Genomic DNA, 21267 nt, shown 5'->3' with positions numbered 1-21267 from the left:
GACGAGAGGGCCGGTTTGGTTTTCTTCCCGACGGGTGAAAATCGCGCGTTTCCCGTCGATGAGCGCACTCGATATCCGGATAGCGCAATGATCGGGTGACGGTGAGGGGGCCGTCGGCTAGTCGTGGAGTCCGATCCGTGCGGATGTCCCTCCGCTGAGCCGGCCACGGGAATCGGTCGCGGGCCGACGGAACCCGCGCTCCGGTCTGTTGGGCACCAGGGTCGGCCAGCCTGGCTGAAAGGATATCCGGCGAAGGGACCATCATGCCCATGACTTCCTCCGGGGACGCCGCCACGCCCCCCTTCGCCGAGATCAGGCGAGCCCGCCGGGCCACGTCTGCCCCGCCGGATCGGAGCCGCGCTGGGCGACTCCTTTGCCAAGTTCGGCGATGTCAGCGGCCAGACCGCGCGCGAAACCGCGGATCTCGTCGAGGTGGCGGCGAACATGAGTTCGGCCGGCAAACGGGTGCGGGCACAGCTGTTCCACTGGGGCTGGCGCGCGGCCGGTCAGCCGGACTGCGCCGCCATCGTCGACCTCGCCGTTTCGGTCGAGATCCTGCGTCGGTTCGCTTTGTTCCACGATGACGTCGTGGACCGTTCGGACACGCGCCGGGGCACGCCGACGGCACACCGGCAGTTCTCGGCGCTGCACGAGACCAGCGGCTGGCGCAGCGAAGCCGACCACTTCGGGTTCTCGTCCAGCTTCCTGCTCGGCGACGCACTTCTCGTGTGGGCGGTCATGGTGATCGGCTCGTCCGCCCTCTGGCCGACCGGCTGCCGCTCTTCCGGCGGGCGTACGACGAAATGCGGCTGGAACTCGTCGGCGGGCACTACCTCGACGTGCTGGCAAACCGGACCGGGCTCGCGTCGATGGAGTCCGCGCTGCGACTGGCCCGGTTGAAGTCCGGCAACTACACGATCGGCCACCCGCTGCGGCTGGGTGCCATCGCGGGCGGCGCGGAAAACAAGCTCCTGCTTGGGTTCGGTGAGTTCGGCGGCTGGCTCGGTGAGGCGTTCCAGATCCACGACGACATCATCGGCGTCGACGGCAGTGCCGAGACCACCGGCAAACCGGTGGGTGACGACCTGCGCGAGGGCAAGCTGACCACCCTCAGTATGTTCCACAATGGACAGGGTGACGGCTGCGGCGTCCAGTCGGCTGGCCGAGCTGCTCGCGTGCTTGACCTGAGCGAGCACGACATCGGGGAGTCCAGGCAGATCATCGCCCGCTGCGGCGCACTGGACGCTGTGCGGGACCTCTTGGCCGACCGGGCCGATCGCGCGCTGGGGGTACTGGCGGAGCTGCCGGTCGGCGAGGCGGTCAAGCAACCGCTGCGTGACCTCGTCGACCTCTGTGTCGGCACCGCGGCATGACGGTGCGTGCCGGTGCGTGCCCCGGCTGGGGGACGAACCGCTGCTGTATCAGTGAAATCGCCGGAATCCCTGGTTCCACACCTTGGGGTGAACGCATTCCCATTTTCGTCCGGGCGGGAGCAAGCTGCTGGGGCAACGACCCCGGCGAAAGGCGAAGAATCGATGAGTGCCACCGCGGAAGACCGCATCAAGCTCGTTTTCTCCCTGTTCGACATCGACGGGAACGGGTATCTCGAAGAGCAGGACTTCACGACGATGTCGGACCGCGTGCTGAAGGCGGCTGCGGGCTCCGGTGCAGCCGCGAGGGAGGGCATGGAGGCAGCCTTCCGCCGGTACTGGACGACCCTCGAGCGCGAGCTCGACGCGAACCGCGACGGCAAGGTCAGCTACGAGGAGTACGCGGCCTGTGTGCTGTCGCCGGAGCGGTTCTCCGGCACGGTCCAGGAATTCGCGGAATCCCTGGCGGCACTAGGGGACCCGGACGGTGACGGGCTGATCGAGCGGCCGCTGTTCGCTGCGCTCATGGTGGCGATCGGGTTCGACCGTGCCAACATCGACGCCCTCTTCGACGCCTTCGCGCCGTCGGCCGGCGACCGCATCGAGGTGCCCGTCTGGATCGCCGGGATCGAGGACTACTACCGCCCGGACAAGGTCGGCATCGCCGGTGACCGCCTGGTCGCGAACGTGGTCGGCTGAATGGAGACGCGCCGTGTGCGGCCGGTCGCCGGGCTGGCGGTCGGTCGCGGTACCGGGCCGGAACTCGCGGACGTCTTCGAAGCGGTGCTCACCCGGGTCGGCGAAATGTGCTCGGTCGAAATCGAAATCGCCCGATCGCCGCGGCTGTACCATTCCTATTTCACCCTGAAAGAGGAAGGCGACGCTGCTCGGATTCGCGACCTCACTCAGCAGGACGCCGACCACTACGAACAGTTCTGCCGTGACCAGGCAGCCGACGGCGTCACTGCCGTCTTCCGCACGGCGATCAACGCCCAGTCGCTCTACCTCGTCCGCGAACGGCTCCAAGCGGTCAAGGTCGACCCGATCACCCCGGAACTGCTGCTGGTTCGGGACGAAGCCCAGGGCTTCTACACCGGCGTGAACCGGCACACGCCGGGAACGGTGACCCGCGAAACCGTCTTCAGCGAGGAAATCACCGCGAAGGTCCTGGAGTTCGCGGTGCGCCGGGCCTGGGCCGAGTGGCCGGACGCCGGCCCGGCCCGGATCGTGCTGGCGTACAAGTTCCACCTGCTCGACGGCGCACTCGGCGACTGGGTCGACCGGATCGCGCGGCGGCTCGGCGTGGGCGTCGAGCTGTGCCAGCCGGACACGGTGAACCGCAACCTGATCGAGCACGGTCTCACCCCGCGCACCCTGATCGTCGCCGGCAACGAGTGGGCCGACATCATGCACGTCGTCCTGCTCGACCGGTTCGGCGGCGAACGCCAGGAGAACCGGTACACCGAGAACGTCCACCTCCGCCCGGATGTCGCCAGGCTGGTCGAATACCAGACCGTCCACGGCTCGGCCGACGACCTCGCCGGTACCGGCCGGGTCAACCCGACGGCTACCATCCGGGCCGCCGCGGCCATCGCCGAGCGGCACGCCGGCTGCGCGGGCGCGATCGCGGCGGCTGAGGCGGCGCTGCGCTCGGCCCGCGATCGGGGCGTCGGCACCCCGGACGCCGGTGGCCGGCACTCGACCACGGAGGTCGTGGCCGAGGTGCTGGAGGCGCTCGACCCCGTGGCCGATCGGGTGCCGGTGGCGGGCGCCTAACGACGGGCCGGTGCGCGGCGAGACCGGGTGGTGGCCGGACGGCCGGAGGGCCTGGCCGGTTCGTGGGGCGCGGCGTTCCGCAACGCCGCGCCCCACTAGCGCCTGCTACTGACTTCCCTCCGGGGTACGGATCGTGCTCAGGACCACCTCCGCGAGGTGGTCGATGGTGCCTCGCTGCAGGAACACCGCCACCGGGAGGGACGCGCCCAGGTCCTCGGTGATCCGGTTGCGGAGCTGGACGGCCATCAGCGAGTCGATTCCGAGGCGGTTCAGGCGCTGGCCGCCCTGGACCCGGTCCGGTTGTGCCTTGACGACGGTGGCGACCTGGCCGCAAAGGTAGGCCGAGATGGCGGCCTGCGCGGCGGTGTCGTCCAGGTCCGACACGGTGACCCCGGAGGTGCCCGCTTCCGGGGTGGTGTCGAAGTCGTGCAGGAGCGATCCCGTGCGCAGCGCGGGGAAGTCCTTGGCCCAGACCTCCGGGTCGAACGACATCACCGCCGCCTGCGCCTGATCTCCGCGCAGGAGCCGGCCCAGGACGGCGAGGCCGTCGGCGGGGGCGAACCCCTTGAACCCGCGGTCGTCGAGCCGCAGGTCGTGGTCGGCCTTGGCGACGCGGCCGGTGGCCGTCCACTGGCCCCAGTTGACGCTGAGCGCGGGCAGGCCCTGGGCACGGCGGTAGTGGGCGAGGCCGTCGACGTAGGCGTTGGCCACCGCGTAGTTGCCCTGGCCGGGTGAGCCGATCAGGGATGCCGCCGACGAGTAGAGGACGAAGAAGTCCAGCTCCAGGTTCCGGGTGAGCAGGTGCAGGTTCCAGGCGCCATCAACCTTCGGCGGTAGCACCGAGAGGAACCGTTCGGCGTCGAGCTGGGTCAGGATTCCGTCGTCGAGGGTGACGGCCGAGTGGACCACACCCCGCAGCGGCGGCATGGTGTCGTCGATGTCGGCGAGGACGTCGGCCATCCGGTCGCTGTCGGCGACGTCGGCCCGCACGACCCGGACGTCCGCGTCGCCGAGGCTCCGCAGCTGTTCGCGGGTCTGCTCGTCCGGTCCGCTGCGGCCGGTGAGGACGAGGTGGCGGGCGCCCTGCTCGACCAGCCACCGGGCGGTGAGCAGCCCGACACCGCCGAGCCCGCCGGTGATCAGGTAGGTGCCGTCGGCCCGGACCGGTACCGGGCCGACGTCGGGCAGGGAACCGTGGGTCAGGCGGGCGAGGTGGCGGACGCCGTCGCGCAGGGCGATCTCGTCCTCCGGGCCGTCGGCGGAGATTTCGGTGCACAGCTTGGAAAGGTCGGCCGCCGACGGTATCCCGGGCAGGTCGATGAGGGAGCACCGCAGGTCGGGGATCTCGTAGCGGACGACGCGCCCGAGGCCCCACAGCGCTGTGTGCAGCGGATCGGCCGACGCCCCTTCGGTCACGGCCTGCGCGCCGCGGGTGATGAACCACAGTCGCGGTGGGGCCGGGAGGGCGGCGAGCGCCTGGATCAGCTCCAGGGCGTCGGCGGTCTCCTCGATGCGGTCTCCGGCGTGCACGTAGAGCACGGCCCGGGCCGTGCCGTGCTCGGCGTCCACGGTCTTGAGGATCTGCTCCCAGCCGTCGGCGGAATGCCGGGGTGCCAGGACGGTGCCGACGCCCCGCCGGGACAGTTCGGCGTACACGGCGGCCCCATCACCGACGACGAGCACCGGACCACCGCCTGCGCCCGCTCGGCACGGCTCGGCCGGTTCCCACGCCAGGTCGTACCGGAGGTCGCGGATCCGCTGCTCGACCAGCTCCGGCAGGTCACCGCCGAGGCGCTTGAGCCGGAAGTCCTCGATGGTCAGCAGGTGCTTGCCCGTGCTGTCACCGATGACGTAGTCGCCGCGGACCAGGTCGGTCTCGCCCTCCGGCGAGGTCCGGGTGACATGACACCACAGCGACGCGCCGGGGGTGGGCACACCCGAGCCGTGGAACCGGGTGGTGCCGACAGGGAGGTAGGTGTCGTGCGCGACGTCTTCGCCGAGGAGCAGGGACATCAGCGGCTGCAGTGCGCAGTCCAGCAGGGCCGGGTGCAGGACATGCTTGCCGACGTCCCCGGTGATCGAACCGTCCACGGTGAACTCGGCCAGGATCTCCGCCTCCGCCCGGCGCAGCGAGGTGATCGTGCGGAACGGCCCGGTCTGCACGATCCCGCGCGCGGCCGACGCCGCGTAGTGGTCTCCGACGTCGACGACGTCGGGGAACCGCGACGGGTTCGGCAGCTCCAGCCTCGCGGCGGCCGGCTCGGGTTCCGCGCGCAGGGCCGCCGTGGCCAGGAGCAGCCATTCGCCGTCGTCGGTGTAGCAGGACCAGCCGTAGCCGCCCGACTCGTCGCGCGTGCAGCGGATCTGCAACCGGGCCGGGGTGTCGGGGGAGAAGAACAAAGCCCGCTCCAGGCTCAGGTCCCGGACGGCGAACGGCGCGTCACCGTGGATCTGCGTACCGGCCGCGAGCGCCAGCTCGTGGTAGGCGGCGCCGGGGAGCACAGGGATGTCGTGGACGCGGTGCTCGGCCAGGTAACGCAGGCGGCCCAGGTCCAGCTCGACGTCCCAGACGTAGGAGTCGCCGGGGGCCAGCCGCAAGTAGGCGCCGATGATCGGGTGGGCCGGGACGTTCGAGGTGGCGGTGAGCCCGACCGGCTGTTCGCCGGTGGGCACCACGAGCTCCTCGCGCCAGTAGCGTTCGCGCTGCCACGGGTAGGTGGGCAGCGGCACGTACCGGGTGTCCGGGCCGTGGAGACGATCGAGGGGAACCGGGCGGCCCGCGACGTACAGCTCGGCGACGGCGTGCAGCAGTTCGGTCCGGTCGCCGCAGTCGCGGGACATCGTCGCGACGACGACACCGTTCTTCCCGGCGTGGCCCAGGTTCTGCCGCACCGACCCCGACAGCAGCGGGTGCGGGCTGAACTCGACGAAGGTGTCGACGCCCTCTTCGGCGAGCGCCTGCACGACCGGTCCGAAGAGGACGGGTTCGCGCAGGTTGTCCATCCAGTACGCGGGTCCGAGGTTCGCGCCGTCGACGACCCGTCCGTGCACGGTGGACCGCAGCGGGGTGTGGCCCGCCCGCGGCTTGAGCGGCGCCAGTAGCTCCAGCAGTTCGCCGCGCAGCGGGTCCATCTGCGAGCTGTGGGACGCGACGTCCACCTTGACCCGGCGGCCAGACACCGTCTCGAGGATCTCGGTGATCGCCGTCTCGTCCCCGGACAGGACGCAGGAGACCGGGCCGTTGCAGACCGCGAGGGAGACACCTGGGTAGCGCGCCACCACGGCCTCGGCGTCCTCCGGGCTGAGGTCGACGGCGGCCATCACCCCCTGGCCGCTGGCCTTGCGCAGCAACCGGCTGCGCAGGCAGATCAGCAGGGCGGCGTCGTCGAGGTCGAGGATCCCGGCGACGTGCGCGGCGGCGACCTCGCCCATCGAGTGCCCCACCACCACGTCCGGGGTCATACCCCGGTCCTGCCACAGGGCGGCCAGGGCGACCTGCACGGCGAAGATCACCGGCTGGGCCACGTCGATCCGAGCCAGCTGGGAGTCTTCTGGGGCGGCGGTGAGTTCCGCGGTCAGCGACCAGTCGACGTGGGGCGCCATCGCGGCTTCGCAGGCGGCGATCTTGGTGGCGAAAACCGGTTCGGTCGTGAGCAGTGCGCGGCCCATGCCCAGCCATTGACCGCCCTGGCCAGGGAAAACCCACGCGGTCGGGTGCGGGGTGTCGAGGTCGTCGTCGGCGTCGCCGGTGACCACGTCTTCGGGGAACCCGCCGCGGGCGACGGCGTCGAGCCGTTCGATCGCCTCCTCCGGTGACGCGGCGACCAACGCGAGCCGCTGGGCGTGGTGGGTGCGGCGGACGGCCGCGGACCCGGCGACGTCGGCGAGCGAGGATTCCTTGCGGGCCAGCAAGTCCCGATACGACGCGGCGAGCTGGGGGAGAGCCACGTCGCTGCGTGCGGAGAGGGTGAGCAGGACCGGGCGGTCGTGCCGGGCCGTGCCGGCGGGGACCGCGGGCGGCTCCTCCAGCACGACGTGGACGTTGGTGCCGGTGATGCCGAAGCTGCTCACGCCGGCCCGCCGCGGCCCGTTCTCCTCGTGCCAGTCACGGGCCTGCGCGGCGACCTCGACGTTGATGTCGGCCCAGGGGATGGCCGGGCTCGGCGTCTCGAAGTTGAGGCTGCGGGGGATGAATCCCTTTTGGACGCACAACGCGGCCTTGATGAGCCCCACCGCTCCCGCGGCGCCTTCGGTGTGCCCGACGTTGGTCTTGACCGACCCGACCAGCACCGGCTGTCCGGCCGGGCGCGCCTCGCCGAGAACCTCCTGCAAGGCCCCGATCTCGACCGGGTCGCCGACGCTGGTACCGGTGCCGTGCGCCTCGACGTAACCGACGCTGCCCGGGGCGACTCCGGCGTCGCGGTAGGCCGCGCGCAGACCGGCGCTCTGGCCCTCGACCTGTGGCGCCATGAACGTCTCGCCGTGGCCGTCGTTGCTGGCCGCGCTGCCGCGGATGACGGCGTGGATGCGGTCGCCGTCCTCGATCGCCCGCGACAGCAGCTTGAGGGCGACCACCGCGGCACCCTCGCTGCGGACGTACCCGTCGGCGCGCGCGTCGAAGGCCTTGCACTGCCCGTCGGGGGCCATCATCTTGCCCTGGGAGAAGCCGATGGCGTGGTCGGGGTTGAGGATCATGTTGACCCCGCCGGCGAACGCGACGTCGCAGTCGCCCGCGCGCAGCGAGCGCACCGCGAGGTGCACACCGACCAGGGAAGACGAGCACGCGGCGTCGACCGCGACGCTCAGGCCGCGCAGGTTCAGCGCGTAGGAGATCCGGCCGGCGTTGCCGCCGCGGGTGCTGCCGCCGACCGTGTGCACGTCGAGGTCCTGTAGCCGATGCGACTGGCGGTCCCAGTAGTCGCTGGTGATGACGCCCATCAGCACCGCGGCGTTGAGCGTTGACACGCCGTCGAGGGTCAGGCCGGCGTCTTCGAATGCCTCCCAGGCGACCTCCATCAGCAGCCGCTGCTGGGGGTCCATGCACTCGGCCTCGCGCGGGGAGATCCCGAAGAACTCCGCGTCGAAGTCCTCGATGTCCTCGAGGAAACCGCCGAAGCGGCTCATCATCCGGCCCGGCGTGGCCGGTTCCGCGTCGTAGAAGTCCTCGACCGTGAAGCGGTTCGCCGGGACCTCGGCGATCGCGTTGCCTTCACGGCGGAGCAGCTGCCACAACTCCTCAGGGCTGTCCGCCCCCGGAACCCGCGCCGCCATCCCGATGATCGCGACCGGCTCCCGGACGCCATCCATTGCTGCACTCACGCTGAACTCCTGTTTCGCGATGCGATTGATTGCCCTCGGCAATCGGAAGATGGTCAGATAGAGCTGACGATGATCATCGTACATTTCGCATTCGGGGTCGGCGACAAGAATCAAAGGTACGCTGTAAATTCAGTCTTTCGGGTACTCGTCAGCGGACACTCTCGTGTGAAAAGAGAGATGTTCGGCACGGGATCGTTCGCTGCGTGAAAGCAGGCTCGACCTCGGTGGCGACCACTGGATCGCGGGCGGCGTCATTCGGTCTCGCTTCAGTGGGTCCCCATCGTGATGAGCGATCGCTTAATTCCGGGCATTCGACTGCGGAGGGTAGCGAATACCGTTCTCGGAAGGGGGCGATTCGGCTGTCTAGTATGCCGCCCGTACACATTTCCGACGAAAGGACCGTCATGGCCCAGGAACTCCTCGAGCGCAAGTGGTCGAACTTCTTCCGGCATTTCGACACGGACGGCAATGGCTTCATTGAGCACGGCGACTTCGTCCAGCGGGGCACCCAGGTGGCCGTGGCTTTCGGGTACCCCGCGGAGACCTCCGCGGCGAAGGCGGTCAAGTCGGGGTTTCAGAGCGTCTGGGACTCCCTCGTCGCCAACCTCGACACGGACGGTGACGGCCGGGTGTCGCATGCGGAGTTCACCGGCGGGATGGCCGTGTTCGCCGACGAAGACCGTTACCAGGAACTCTTCCAGCCGGCCATCGACGCGTTACTCGCGATGGGCGACGCCGACGGTGACGGCCGGCTCAGCCGGGACGAGTGGAAGCGCATCCAGGTCGGCTACGGCACGGCGGAGACCGACGCCGAGTACACGTTCGGCCTGCTCGACGTGGACGGCAACGGCTACCTGACCCGGGACGAGATCTCGGCCGCGACCCTGCAGTACTTCACCAGCGCCGACCCCGCGGCGCCGGGCAACAACCTGTACGGCCCGCTGGCCTGATCACGGGTCCCGCCGATTGCCCATGGCGGCGGGACGATCGGCCCCTTCGGCGGCGCGGTCCGAAGGGGTCGATCCGGCCGACCGCGGGATCTCATCGGCCCGCGTTCGCCGAAGTGGCGTCGAGGCTGGTGAGCCGGTCCTCTTCGGCGAGGGTTAGTGCCGAAAGGACGGTGGAGTCGATGAGGGTTCCGGGCGCGTAGAGGCTCTTGCCGATCCAGAGCGCCGGATGCGGCCGCCCGGTTTCCCGCTGCAGCCAGCCGTGCCCGTCGCGCACGGCCTGTTCGGGAACGCTTTCCCCACGCCGGTGGGCGAGCGTGATCGCCTGCAGGCAGCACGCGGTTTCCTCGGCCGTGGGATCTTCGAAGCCCCAGGCGCCGTCTGATCGCTGGGCGTCCAGCAGCCAGCGCAGCGCCCGTCCGAAGCAGCCGTCGTGGTGGTCCAGACCCAGCCCGGCGATCACCGCGTGCGCGGTGACGGGGAAAGGCGAGAGGTGCCGGGGATCCCGCCAGAAGCCGGTGCAGTGCTGGCTGGCGGTGAGGCGCTGCACCATCCTGCCGACGTACGGGTGGCTGCGCGACAGCCCCGCCGCACGCAACGCTTCCAGCAGGTGGACGTCGGTGCTGGTGTCGTGGCCGGTCCCGGTGTGGGCCAGGAGCGTGGCCAGGTCGACCACCGTGCTGGAGCGCGAGAGAACGGTGTAGGCGGCCGCTGTGGTGGCACTGTCCACGGAGGACGATCCGGTGCCGGAACCGAGTCCGTGCCCGGTCATCCAGGACTGTTCGAGACCGGTGAGCACCCGGCGGCGCTGTGCGCTCGCCCGGCCGATGCCGGTGCGGGTCAGGGCGAAGTTGCGCAGCGACCACGCGGATTCGAAGGCGTCGATCGGGCCGGTCGCGGGCATGCCGCCGCTCTGGCTCGCCATCTGCCACAGGTACGCCAGAGACTGCTCGCTGCCCCCAGTCACCTCCACGTGGAACGCGGTCGTCGCCGGGCTGGACCCCACGGACCCGTCGGGTGAGACGAGTGCGTCCGGTGCCAGCAGCCGAAGGTTGATGCCGGTCGCGAACTCCGCGTACCCTGCGAGCGGGCTCCGGCTGTCCACAGTGCCCGGGCGCACCGCGGCGAGGTGCTGTTCCCGCTCGGCCGCCAGCAGGACGAGGATGTTCTCGGCTTCGTCACCGACGATCCCCAGTTCCCAGGCGTGACGCAGGAGCGTGGCGGCGAGCAGGCCGAATCCGGCGGTCTCCGTCGTCGTGGTCCGGCTGACCGCGGCCAGCGCTTTCCTCAGTGCAGGTGCCGCTCGCCGGACGAGCTGGTGATCGGTGCCGGAACCGTGCAGCGTGAGAGCGATGGTGGCGGACAGTGTGCAGAGCACGCGGTCGTGCGGGTGGTACGGCGCCTTGGCGCCCCATGTCCCGTCCGGCAGCTGATGCGCCCGGAGCCAGTCCAGCGCCGACGCGGCCAGTGCCGGATCGGTGTCGGCCAGGCGGGCGGTCCAGCCGGTGTCGTAGGCGCTGTCGGACACTCGGCCGTCGCCGATGCGCCGCAGCAGGGCGATCGCGTCGTCGTCGCGGGTCATGCGGGCTCCTGCCACTCGATCTTCCTCCGATGATTAACAGATTCGCTCCGTGGAGTCACATCGGTGTTCGTCACCCGGATAGCCCTTGCGCGAATCGGATGCCCGCCGGTCACGCCGTCCCGATCCGTGCCGTGTCCCACGTCCGGCGCAATCCGCTGTGACGATTGACAAGGCCGCCGTCGGTTGTCTCGCCTGACAATGACTGGGTAGTTCGCACCTGAGGGAGTGAGGAGGTGGCATGGCTACTCCCCAACAGCTCGCCAAGGCTCAGCAAGACGGTTTCGATCGATTACGCCGGTATGACACGACTACCGATCCCGAGGACCTGCGGAGCGCTGCCGACATCTGGCGTTGGGTCGCCCGGGAGACGTCCGACCCGGGGCAGCGGAGTTTTGTCCTGGCGGCGGTCAGCGTGGCCATGCGCCGCTACTACTACGCCACCGAAGAACTCTGGGCGTTGCGTGACGCGGTGGCGTCCGGCCGGGCCGCCGTACAGGGCGAGACCGTTTTCCGGTGGTGGCTCTCCGCCTGCGTCTACCTCGGTATCGCCACCTACACGTACTTCGACGCGACCCAAGAGCGTGCCTACCTCGACGAGGCCCTGGCGGTGCTGCGGGCCGCCCGCGCGGTCGCCGCCGACGCGCACAGCCGCGGCGAAGTCCTTTCGCACCTTGGTGCCGCACTCGCCGTCGCCTGGGAATCCCTGCGGGAGGAGACGTTCCTCGCCGAGGCCGTCGACATCGGACGCGAAGCCGTCCAGCTGCCGGGCCCGCTGCGGCCGATCTCGGCGGTCGACCTGATCCGCAACCTGCGTGACCTCGGTGGCGTCCGCGACGACGTCGGCCTGCTGCGCGAGTCCGAGTCGGTGGCCCGGTGGGCCCGGCGAACCCGGAACGACGGCATGCGCGGCTCGGCACTCTTCGAACTCGCCAGGACCCTCGACGCGGTCGCCGAGAAGGTGACCGACCCGGCCGTCCGAGCCGAGGCCGTGGCGGTAGGGGAAGCTTCCGTGGAGCTGGCCCGGGACCCGGCCGAGCACCAGCTGCGCACCGTCGTGATCGACGACATCCGCCGCCGGCTGCGGAATTCGCCTCCCGAGCCGGATCCTGCGCCCTGAGCTGCCACGGTGGATCCCGCGACCGGATCAGCGCCGGGCAGTTGTGGCGGATCACAGACGTCGTGTCCGTGTTCGAAGGAAATTCCATGGCCATGGCTGTTGACCGCGGGTGCGACGAGTGTCTCGTGAGCTTGCCTCGTCCGGAGTGCCGCGCTGCGCGGATGCCCTCCTGTCCGGATGTGGACAGTGGCCGCGGCGTGGGGGTTAGGGGGTGCGCGATTCTTCCTGGGGTTGGCCTTAGGGGATGGGCGAACCTAGCTTCTGGGTTGCAGCTCGAACACCCCTGTCGGTCGCCGCCAAAGTCCTTTGTGGACATCATTCGAGGAGAGGTGGGATCCACTGTGACCGGAGACGATGCACGCCCGCCTCGGGCTGGTCGCTGGGTCATCGCCGGTCCGGACGACGTCGGTCTGGCCGGGGCGTTGCTGAGGAGCAGCCACGGGCTCGAGATCTACCTGGACCTCGGGTCGGTGCCGGCCGGTCCGGTCGTGCCGGAACTGGTGTTCGTGCCGGCGCCGCTGCCGGAGATCCGGTCACCCGCGAAGACGTTGGCACGGCTGCGGGAGTTCCTCTTCGACGAGCGCTTCTCGGGCAGCCGGCTCGTGCTGGTGACACGCGGCGTCACCACGATCTGTTCCGGCGACGAGGTCGTCGCGCGGTCCTGGCGCGGGTTCCGCGCACTGGGGGACGCGCATCCCGGCCGGTTGGTCCTGCTCGACATCGGCAGTGACCGCGAGTCGCTGCGGCGGGTGCCCGCGGCCGCGGTGTCTGGGCAAGCGGAACTCGTCCTGCGGGCAGGCCTGGTCGTCGTGCCCGCCGCCGTCGAGACCTGAACCATTCGCATTGGAGACAGACATGGCGAACACCTCGCCGGAAGCGGTTGTCGAGGCGCTGCGGGAGTCCCTCAAGGAGGTCACCCGGCTCAGGCGGGACAACCAACGGCTCGAAGCCGCCGCGCACGAGCCGATGGCGATCGTCGGCATGGCCTGCCGTCTGCCCGGTGGCGTCGCTTCGCCCGGTCAGCTCTGGGACCTGGTGCGCGAGGGTCGTGACGTGATCTCGCCGTTCCCCGGTGATCGGGGCTGGGACGTCGAAGGCCTGTACAGCCCGGACGAGGACCTGCCGGGGACGTCGTACACCCGCGAAGGCGGCTTCCTGCACGACGCGGCGGAGTTCGACGCGGAGTTCTTCGGCATCTCGCCGCGCGAGGCGCTGGCGATGGACCCACAGCAGCGAGTGCTGCTGGAGACCTCTTGGGAGGCTTTCGAACAGGCCGGTATTGACCCGTTCTCGGTGCGGGGCAGTGACACCGGCGTGTTCGCCGGGATCATGTACCACGACTACGGCCCACCGCTGCACGTTCCGGTCGACGGGGCCGACGGCCACCGGCTGACCGGCGGTGCCGGCAGTGTCCTTTCGGGACGGCTGGCCTACACCTTTGGCTTCGAAGGGCCCGCAGTGACGGTGGACACCGCGTGCTCGTCGTCGCTGGTGGCGCTGCACCTGGCGAGCCAGGCCCTGCGACGTGGTGACTGCTCGCTGGCGCTGGTCGGCGGGGTCACCGTGATGTCGACGCCGGGCACGTTCGTCGAGTTCAGCAGGCAGCGCGGACTCGCGCCGGACGGCCGGTGCAAGTCCTTCGCCGCAGGCGCCGACGGCACCGGCTGGTCGGAGGGCGCCGGAATGCTGGTCGTGGAACGGCTTTCCGACGCCCGGCGGCGAGGCCACCGAGTGCTCGCGGTGGTGCGCGGTTCGGCGGTGAACTCCGACGGCGCGTCCAACGGCCTCACCGCGCCGAACGGCCCGTCCCAGCAGCGGGTGATCGCGGCCGCGCTGGCGGACGCCGGTCTCGGGCCGTCCGATGTGGACGCGGTGGAGGCGCACGGGACCGGTACCCGGCTCGGCGACCCCGTCGAGGCGCAGGCGTTGCTGGCCGCCTACGGCGGCGAGCGGCCCGCGGGGCGGCCGTTGTGGCTCGGTTCGCTGAAGTCGAACGTCGGGCACACGCAGGCCGCGGCCGGGGTAGCCGGGGTGATGAAGATGGTGCTGGCGATGCGGCACGGGCTGCTGCCCAAGACAGTGCACGTGGACGCGCCGTCACCGTTCGTGGACTGGGAATCCGGTGACGTCAAGCTGCTGACCGAGGCCGTCGAATGGTCCGGGACGGGCGCGCCTCGCCGGGCCGGGGTGTCGTCGTTCGGGATCAGCGGCACCAACGCGCACGTCATCCTCGAACAGGCGCCCGGTGAGCCCGCACCCGTCGCGACTTCCGCACCCGCGCTGGTGCCGATCGTGCTGTCCGCCGTCAGCGAGGACGGTCTTCGCGGGCAGGCCGCGCGGCTCGACGCGTGGCTGGACGAGCGGCCCGACACGCTCGCCGACGTCGGGCGCGCGCTGGTGACCGCGCGCGCGAACCTGGACCACCGCCTGGTGCTGCTCGCCGAGGACCGGGCCGGGCTGCGAGCCGAACTGGCGGCCGTGGCCGACGGCACGCGGCCGCTCGAGGGCGAGGCCGTTCCCGGCGAGCTGGCGTTCCTGTTCACCGGGCAGGGCAGCCAGCGACCGGGGATGGGACGGGAGCTGGCCGCGCGGTTCCCCGTCTTCGACGCCGCCCTCGACGAGGTGTGTGCGGCCTTCGGCGATCGGCTCGGCAGGCCGCTGCGCGAGGTGCTGTTCTCGGCCGAGGAGAGCCTGCTCGACCAGACCCGGTACACGCAGGCCGGGCTGTTCGCACTGGAAGTCGCCTTGTTCCACCTCGCCGGGAGCTTCGGTGTGCACCCGGACCGGGTGGCGGGGCACTCGATCGGCGAGCTGGTCGCCGCGCACGTGGCCGGGGTGCTTTCGCTGCCCGACGCCGTCGAGCTGGTGGCAGCCCGTGGCAGGCTGATGCAGGCGCTGCCCGCGGGTGGTGCGATGGTCGCGGTCGAGGCAGCCGAGGCCGAGGTCGCGGAACAGTTGGCCGGGCACGGCGGCGAGGCGTCGATCGCGGCGGTCAACGGCCCGCGAGCGGTGGTGCTGTCCGGTGATGAGGACGTCGTCACCGCGATCGCCGCGCGGCTGGCCGAGCGCGGGCGTCGGACCCGGCGGCTGCGGGTCGGCCACGCGTTCCACTCGCCGCACATGGCGCCGATGCTCGAAGAGTTTCGCGCGGTGGCGGCGACACTGACGTACTCTCCGCCGTCGTTGCCGGTGGTGTCGAACCTCACCGGCCGGGTCGCGGCCGACGGGGAGCTCTGCTTGCCGGACTACTGGGTCCGGCACGTCCGCGAGGCCGTCCGGTTCGGTGACGGGGTGCGCGGCTTGCACGACGGCGGGGTGACGACGTTCCTGGAGCTCGGGCCGGACGGCGTGCTGAGTGCGCTGGGGCGAGACAGCGCGGCGGACGCGGAGTTCGTACCCGCGCTCCGCCGGGACCGCGGCGAGGAACGCACGTGGCTCACGGCGATGGCCTCGCTGCACGTCCGGGGTTTCCGTCCGAAGTGGACGGCTGTGTTCGGTGAAAGCGCGGCACCACCGGCCGACTTGCCGACCTACGCTTTCCGCCGCCGTCGCTACTGGTTGTCCTCCGAAGCCGGGTCCAGAGGCGAGACCGCCGCCGGGATGGGGCTCGCCGCGACCGGCCACCCGCTGCTGACGGTCGTGACGTCACTGGCCGGATCGGCCGGATTCCTGCTCACCGGGCGGCTTTCCGCCGCCGGTCACCCGTGGCTCACCGAGCACACGGTCATGGGCACGGCGCTTCTCCCCGGGGCGGCGATGGTGGAACTCGCGGTACGGGCGGGAGACCACGTCGGCTGCCCGGCGCTGGACGAACTGATCCTCGAAGCCCCGCTCGTGCTGACGGGCGCGGTCCAGGTCCAGGTGGCGGTCGAGGCGCCGGACGACGACGGCCGGTGCGCGTTCACCGTCCACTCGCGACTCGAGGGCGGCGACCGCCCGTGGACTCGGCACGCCACCGGCCTGCTCGCGCCCGAAGCCGGTGAACTCGCGGAACAAGAACAGGTGTGGCCGCCCGCCGATGCCGGCGTCGTAGACCTCACGGGGTGGTACGACGAGCTCGCCCAGCGTGGCTTCGAATACGGGCCCTCGTTCCAGGGGCTGCGAGCGGCTTGGCGCCGCGGCGCCGACGTGTACGCCGAGGTCGAACTGGCCGGGGACCAGTACGGTGATGCCGCCGCGTTCGGCCTGCATCCCGCGCTGCTGGACGCGGCACTGCACGCGATCGGGCTCGGCGTGCTGCCGGAGACGGGGCAGGCCAGGCTCCCGTTCTCCTGGCGTGGTGTGCGGCTGCACGCGTCCGGCGCCCGCGCGGCCCGGGTGTCGCTGTCACCGGCCGGTCCGGACGCGGTTTCGGTACGGCTGACCGACGCGACCGGACGTCCGGTGGCCACAGTGGACTCGCTGACCTTGCGGCCGGTGGCGGTCGAACAGCTGCGAACCCCCGTGCCGGACGACCACCTGTATTCGGTGGACTTGACGCCGATCGCGACAGCGGCGGGGTCGACGGCGGGCTGGGCGACGCCGGACGCCGCAGAGCTCGCCACGTACGCCGATTTCGGCGCCCTCGCCGAGGCGAAGCCCGATGTGGTGGTGGTCGACCTGGCCGGCGACGGCGAGCTTCCCGCTGCCGCGCACACGGCCGCTCATCGGGCGTTGGCGGTCGCGCAGTCGTGGCTCACCGACGGCCGGTTCGCGACGGCCAGGCTGGTGGTGCTCACCAGGACCGGCGACATCGCTTCCGCTGCCGTGCGTGGCCTGCTGGGATCCGCGCAGACCGAGCACCCGGACCGGATCGTGCTCGTCGACACCGACGGCACCCCGGCGGCACTGGCAGCGCTGCCAGGCGCGGTGGCGACCGGCGAACCGCGGCTGACCATCCGAGGGGACGCGGTCTTCGCACCGAGGCTCGTCAAGACCGGGCGGGTCGAGCGGCCGGCGACAGCCGCACCGTGGCCTGGAGCCGGGACAGTGCTGGTCACCGGTGCGTTCGGGGCGCTCGGCCGCCTCGTGGCCCGCCACCTGGTGACCGCGCACGGCGTCCGGCACCTGCTGCTCACCAGCCGTCGTGGCACGCGGGCCGCGGGCGCGGCGGATCTGGCCGCCGAGCTCACGACTCTCGGCGGGGACGTCACCATCGCCGCCTGCGACGTCGCCGAACCGGCCGCAGTGGCGGCCCTGGTGGCGGGGATCCCGGCGGACCGCCCGCTCACCGCCGTGGTGCACGCCGCCGGCGTTCTCGACGACGGCGTTTTCGGCGGGTTGACCCCCGAGCGCGTCAGCGCCGTCCTGCGCTCCAAGGCCGATGCCGCGTGGCACCTGCACGAAGCGACTCGTGGGCTGGACCTGGCCGCCTTTGTGTTGTTCTCGTCGATCGCGGGGACCTACGGCACGGCAGGCCAGGGCAGCTACGCGGCGGGCAACGCCTTCCTGGACGCGCTCGCCCGGCACCGCCGGTCGCTCGGGCTGGCCGGTACGGCGCTGGCCTGGGGGCCGTGGGCCGGCGGTGGCATGGCCGCCACGCTGGCCGACGCCGACCGGGCCCGGCTCGCCCGCGCCGGGATGACCGAGCTGGCTCCCGAGCATGGCCTGGAGCTGCTCGACGCGACGCTCGCGAGCGGGCTCGCGGTGACCGTCCCGGTGGGACTGGACCTCGCGGCGCTCCGGGCGCGCGACAACGTGCCGCCGCTCCTGCGTGGCCTGGCGGGCACCAGAGCCCGCCGGAGCGCCACCGCCGGCTCACCGGTGCGGCGACTGGCCACCCTGCCCGCGGACGAGCGGCAGGTGGCGGTCCTGGACCTCGTCCGCGCGGACGTCGCGGGCGCACTCGGCTTCGCGGGCCCGGCCGCAGTGCCCGCTCGCCGGGAGTTCCGCGACCTCGGGTTCGATTCGCTCACCGCCGTCGAACTGCGGAACCGGCTCGGCCGCACGACCGGGCTGCGGCTGCCCGCCACGCTCGTCTTCGACTACCCGACACCCCTCGCGCTCGCCGAGTGGCTGACGGAGCAGCTCGGCACCACCGCACCCGTCTCGGCCTCGCCTGCCTCGGCACCGGCGCGTCCGGCCGACGAGCCGATCGCCATCGTCGGGATGAGCTGCCGGCTCCCGGGCGGCATCCGGTCGCCGGACGACCTCTGGCGGCTGCTGGAATCCGGTGGCGACGCCATTTCCGGATTCCCGGACAACCGCGGCTGGGACCTGGAGGCGCTGTACGACCCCGATCCGGACCGGCCGGGCACGTCGTACACGCGCCAAGGCGGGTTCCTGCACGACGCGGGTGACTTCGACGCGGATTTCTTCGGGATCTCGCCGAAGGAGGCGCTCGCGATGGACCCGCAGCAGCGGCTGCTGCTGGAGACCTCGTGGGAGACCCTCGAACAGGCCGGGATCGATCCGGCCACGCTGCGCGGCAGCGACACCGGGGTGTTCGCCGGCCTGATGTACCACGACTACCTCAGCAGGCTGCCGATGCTGCCGGCCGAGCTCGAGGGGTACCTCGGCACAGGGAGCGCGGGCAGTGTCGGCACCGGCCGGGTGGCATACACGTTCGGTTTCGAAGGCCCGGCGGTGACCGTGGACACGGCGTGCTCGTCGTCGTTGGTCGCCCTGCACCTGGCGGCGCAGTCGCTGCGGTCCGGCGAATGCTCGCTGGCGCTCGCCGGCGGTGTCACCGTGATGGCGACCCCGGCGACCTTCGTGGACTTCAGCAGGCAACGCGGGCTCTCGCCGGACGGGCGCTGCCGGGCGTTCGCGGCCGGCGCGGACGGTACGGGCTGGTCCGAAGGCGTCGGGATGCTGCTGGTGGAACGGCTCTCGGACGCGCGGCGCAACGGCCATCCGGTGCTCGCGGTCCTGCAGGGCTCGGCGGTCAACTCCGACGGCGCCTCGAACGGGCTGACCGCACCCAACGGCCCGGCGCAGCAGCGCGTGATCCGGCGGGCGCTGGTGAACGCCGGACTGTCCGCCGCGGACGTCGACGCGGTGGAGGCGCACGGCACCGGCACCCGTCTCGGCGATCCCATCGAGGCGCAGGCCCTGCTGGCGACCTACGGCGCGCAACGGCCGGCGGACCGTCCGCTGTGGCTCGGCTCGGCGAAGTCGAACCTCGGCCACACCCAGGCCGCGGCCGGGGTCACCGGGGTGATCAAGATGGTTCAGGCCATGCGGCACGGTGTGCTGCCCAAGACGTTGCACGTGGGCGAACCGTCCCCACTCGTCGACTGGTCGGCGGGCTCGGTGTCGCTGCTCACCGAGCCGGTCGCCTGGCCGGACGCGGGCCGCCCGCGCCGGGCCGGGGTCTCGTCGTTCGGGATCAGCGGCACCAACGCGCACGTCGTGCTCGAACAGGCACCGGACGCCGACCGGACTGGCGTGGCCCTCCACCCGGGCCGGCCTGGCTCGCTCGTCCTGGCGCCGCTCTCCGCCGCGGACCCGGCCGCCCTCGCCGAGCAGGCGTCCCGCTTGGTTGCGACGGCCGCCACCGAGTCCGCGGCCGACATCGGGTATTCGCTGTCGACCACCCGGGCCGCGCTGAGTCACCGGGCCGTCGTGCTCGCCGCCGACGGTGACGAACTGCGTGCCGGGCTCACCGCGCTCGCCGGCGGGCTGCCCGGAGGCAACGTGGTGGCCAGCGACGGCATCCACGGTGTCCACAGCGGAAAGACCGCGTTCCTGTTCACTGGGCAGGGCAGCCAGCGGGCCGGTGCGGGCCGAGAGCTGTACGAAGAGTTCCCGGTGTTCGCCGCGGCCCTGGACGAGGTGTGCGTCGCACTGGACGTCCACCTCGGACGGCCGCTGCGGGACGTACTGTTCGACGACGACGGCGCCGCGCTGGACCGGACGGAGTTCACCCAGGCGGGGCTGTTCGCGCTCGAGGTCGCGCTGTACCGCCTCGCCGGGTCACGGGGGATCCGGCCCGACTACCTGCTCGGCCACTCCATCGGCGAACTGGCCGCGGCCCATGTCTCGGGTGTGCTGTCGTTGCCGGACGCGGCGGCGTTGGTGGCGGCCAGAGGGCGGCTGATGCAGGCGCTGCCCACCGGCGGTGCGATGGTTTCGGTACTGGCGAGCGAGGACGACGTCGCCGAGTTCCTGACCGGCCGGGCGGACGAGCTGGCCGTCGCCGCGGTGAACGGGCCGCGCTCGCTGGTCCTCTCCGGTGTCGGCGAGGCGGTCGCCGAGATCGCCGACACGCTGTCGCGGAAGGGCTTCCGGACCCGGCGGCTGCGGGTCGGTCACGCGTTCCACTCGCCGCTGATGGACCCGATGCTGGCGGAGTTCCGGGCCGAGGCCGCGAAACTGTCGTTCGGCGTGCCGCGGGTGCCGATCGTGTCCACCCTGACCGGACGGCTCGCGACCGCGGCCGAGCTGGCCACGCCGGACTACTGGGCGCGCCACGCCCGGCACACCGTGCGGTTCGCCGCCGGGATGCGCGGGCTGCTGGCCGAGGACGTCACGTTCTTCCTGGAGCTGGGCCCGGACGCGGTGCTTTCCGCGATGGGCGCGGAAAGCCTCACCGCGGACGAGGCGGGCGGCGCGCGGTTCACGTCGGCGCTGCGCCGCGGCCGGGCTGAGGTGCGGACGTTCTCCACCGCGCTCGCGCAGGCGTTCGTGCACGGAGCGGCCCTCGACTGGCCGGCCGTGTTCGAGGGCAGCGGCGCCCGCCGGGTCGCCTTGCCGACCTATCCGTTCCGCCGCCGGCGGTTCTGGGTCGATTCGGCGCCGGCGGCCGGCACTGGGATCGTGCCCGGCGATCCGGGGCCGCGGCCAGCGCGCGGCCTGGCGCAGCTGCCCGCCGCCGAGCGGGACCGGCATCTGCTTACCCTGGTGCGCAGCGAAGCCGCGGCCGTGCTCGGGCACGCGTCCACCGAAGCGATCGGGGCCCGCCGGGCGTTGTCCGACCTGGGATTCGACTCGCTCGCCGCGGTGACCCTGCGGAACCGGCTCGGAGTGGCGACCGGCTTGACGCTGCCCGCCACCCTCGTGTTCGACCATCCGACTCCGGCCGCGATCACCCGGCACCTGCAGGAGTACTTCGACCCTGCCCCAGCGGCAACCGAGGCCGGCAGGCCCGCCGTCCCGGACCCCGCCCGGGTGATCGACGACCTCGAAACGGCGTCCGACGACGACCTCTTCGACCTCATCGACGGCCGAGCCTGA

Annotated in this window: 11 protein-coding genes and 2 pseudogenes; 9 read left to right on the top strand and 4 right to left on the bottom strand. The window is 71.7% G+C overall.

Translation table 11 applies throughout. The features are described 5' to 3' along the window. Positions 1–312: 312 nt before the first annotated feature. Entirely contained in the window at positions 313–579 is a 267-nt protein-coding gene (locus ACIOD2_RS46990) for a hypothetical protein (protein WP_400552461.1), read from the bottom strand. Between ACIOD2_RS46990 and ACIOD2_RS46985 the strand changes: the two genes are divergently transcribed. The 4 genes from ACIOD2_RS46985 to ACIOD2_RS46970 all read left to right on the top strand — a co-directional run bounded on the left by ACIOD2_RS46985 (position 466) and on the right by ACIOD2_RS46970 (position 3146). Beyond that, positions 466–900, top strand: coding sequence for a polyprenyl synthetase family protein (locus tag ACIOD2_RS46985; protein ID WP_400552455.1), 435 nt, complete (start codon positions 466–468; stop codon positions 898–900). The genes ACIOD2_RS46990 and ACIOD2_RS46985 overlap by 114 nt on opposite strands. After that, positions 804–1373, top strand: a complete 570-nt coding sequence (locus ACIOD2_RS46980) for a polyprenyl synthetase family protein (protein WP_400552230.1) — start codon at positions 804–806, stop codon at positions 1371–1373. Before ACIOD2_RS46985 ends, ACIOD2_RS46980 begins: the two co-directional genes overlap by 97 nt. Positions 1374–1535: 162 nt before the next feature. Further along, the gene (locus ACIOD2_RS46975; RefSeq protein ID WP_400552228.1) at positions 1536–2069 is read left to right on the top strand and encodes an EF-hand domain-containing protein; all 534 of its coding nucleotides are present in this window, start codon (positions 1536–1538) and stop codon (positions 2067–2069) included. Beyond that, positions 2070–3146 carry an isocitrate/isopropylmalate family dehydrogenase gene (locus tag ACIOD2_RS46970; RefSeq protein WP_400552227.1) on the top strand — a complete coding sequence of 359 codons (1077 nt, stop codon included), beginning with the start codon at positions 2070–2072 and terminating at the stop codon, positions 3144–3146. It abuts the gene before it with no gap. A gap of 105 nt (positions 3147–3251) precedes the next feature. Here the strand turns inward: ACIOD2_RS46970 and ACIOD2_RS46965 are convergent, their stop codons facing one another. After that, positions 3252–8465: a type I polyketide synthase gene (locus ACIOD2_RS46965; RefSeq protein WP_400552225.1), complete on the bottom strand. Its 5214-nt coding sequence runs from the start codon at positions 8463–8465 to the stop codon at positions 3252–3254. Between the two features lie 404 nt (positions 8466–8869). On the opposite strand from ACIOD2_RS46965, the gene ACIOD2_RS46960 reads away from it, so the two are divergent. Further along, a complete protein-coding gene (locus ACIOD2_RS46960; RefSeq protein WP_400552223.1) occupies positions 8870–9415 on the top strand; it encodes an EF-hand domain-containing protein in 546 nt (181 codons plus the stop codon). A 91-nt stretch (positions 9416–9506) separates the two neighbouring features. On the opposite strand, the gene ACIOD2_RS46955 is transcribed toward ACIOD2_RS46960, so the two are convergent. Continuing rightward, entirely contained in the window at positions 9507–10994 is a 1488-nt protein-coding gene (locus ACIOD2_RS46955) for a hypothetical protein (protein ID WP_400552221.1), read from the bottom strand. Between the two features lie 238 nt (positions 10995–11232). Between ACIOD2_RS46955 and ACIOD2_RS46950 the strand changes: the two genes are divergently transcribed. The 3 genes and pseudogenes from ACIOD2_RS46950 to ACIOD2_RS46940 all read left to right on the top strand — a co-directional run. Next, complete coding sequence (locus tag ACIOD2_RS46950; RefSeq protein WP_400552220.1) at positions 11233–12111, top strand: hypothetical protein; 879 nt, start codon at positions 11233–11235, stop codon at positions 12109–12111. A gap of 341 nt (positions 12112–12452) precedes the next feature. After that, positions 12453–12944: a hypothetical protein gene (locus ACIOD2_RS46945; protein WP_400552218.1), complete on the top strand. Its 492-nt coding sequence runs from the start codon at positions 12453–12455 to the stop codon at positions 12942–12944. 22 nt (positions 12945–12966) lie between these two features. Continuing rightward, positions 12967–16017 (top strand): annotated as a pseudogene (locus ACIOD2_RS46940) (type I polyketide synthase); the annotation flags it as partial. Here ACIOD2_RS46940 and ACIOD2_RS46935 read toward each other — a convergent pair. Beyond that, a pseudogene (locus ACIOD2_RS46935) lies at positions 15928–16113 on the bottom strand (lipopolysaccharide kinase InaA family protein); the annotation flags it as partial. The pseudogenes ACIOD2_RS46940 and ACIOD2_RS46935 overlap by 90 nt on opposite strands. Here ACIOD2_RS46935 and ACIOD2_RS46930 point away from each other — a divergent pair. Beyond that, the gene (locus ACIOD2_RS46930; protein WP_400552453.1) at positions 16072–21267 is read left to right on the top strand and encodes an SDR family NAD(P)-dependent oxidoreductase; all 5196 of its coding nucleotides are present in this window, start codon (positions 16072–16074) and stop codon (positions 21265–21267) included. The pseudogene ACIOD2_RS46935 and the gene ACIOD2_RS46930 overlap by 42 nt on opposite strands.

This window comes from Amycolatopsis sp. NPDC088138, assembly GCF_044741685.1.
Lineage (GTDB): Bacteria > Actinomycetota > Actinomycetes > Mycobacteriales > Pseudonocardiaceae > Amycolatopsis.
Note: the sequence above shows the minus strand (reverse complement) of the source record. Positions and strands in the feature narration are given on the sequence as shown.

Bases quoted from the DNA above. Each gene is read 5' to 3' on its own strand.
- ACIOD2_RS46980 (WP_400552230.1), top strand. From the start codon at position 804: ATGCGGCTGGAACTCGTCGGCGGGCACTACCTCGACGTGCTGGCAAAC.
- ACIOD2_RS46975 (WP_400552228.1), top strand. From the start codon at position 1,536: ATGAGTGCCACCGCGGAAGACCGCATCAAGCTCGTTTTCTCCCTGTTC.
- ACIOD2_RS46970 (WP_400552227.1), top strand. From the start codon at position 2,070: ATGGAGACGCGCCGTGTGCGGCCGGTCGCCGGGCTGGCGGTCGGTCGC.
- ACIOD2_RS46960 (WP_400552223.1), top strand. From the start codon at position 8,870: ATGGCCCAGGAACTCCTCGAGCGCAAGTGGTCGAACTTCTTCCGGCAT.
- ACIOD2_RS46955 (WP_400552221.1), bottom strand. From the start codon at position 10,994: ATGACCCGCGACGACGACGCGATCGCCCTGCTGCGGCGCATCGGCGAC.
- ACIOD2_RS46950 (WP_400552220.1), top strand. From the start codon at position 11,233: ATGGCTACTCCCCAACAGCTCGCCAAGGCTCAGCAAGACGGTTTCGAT.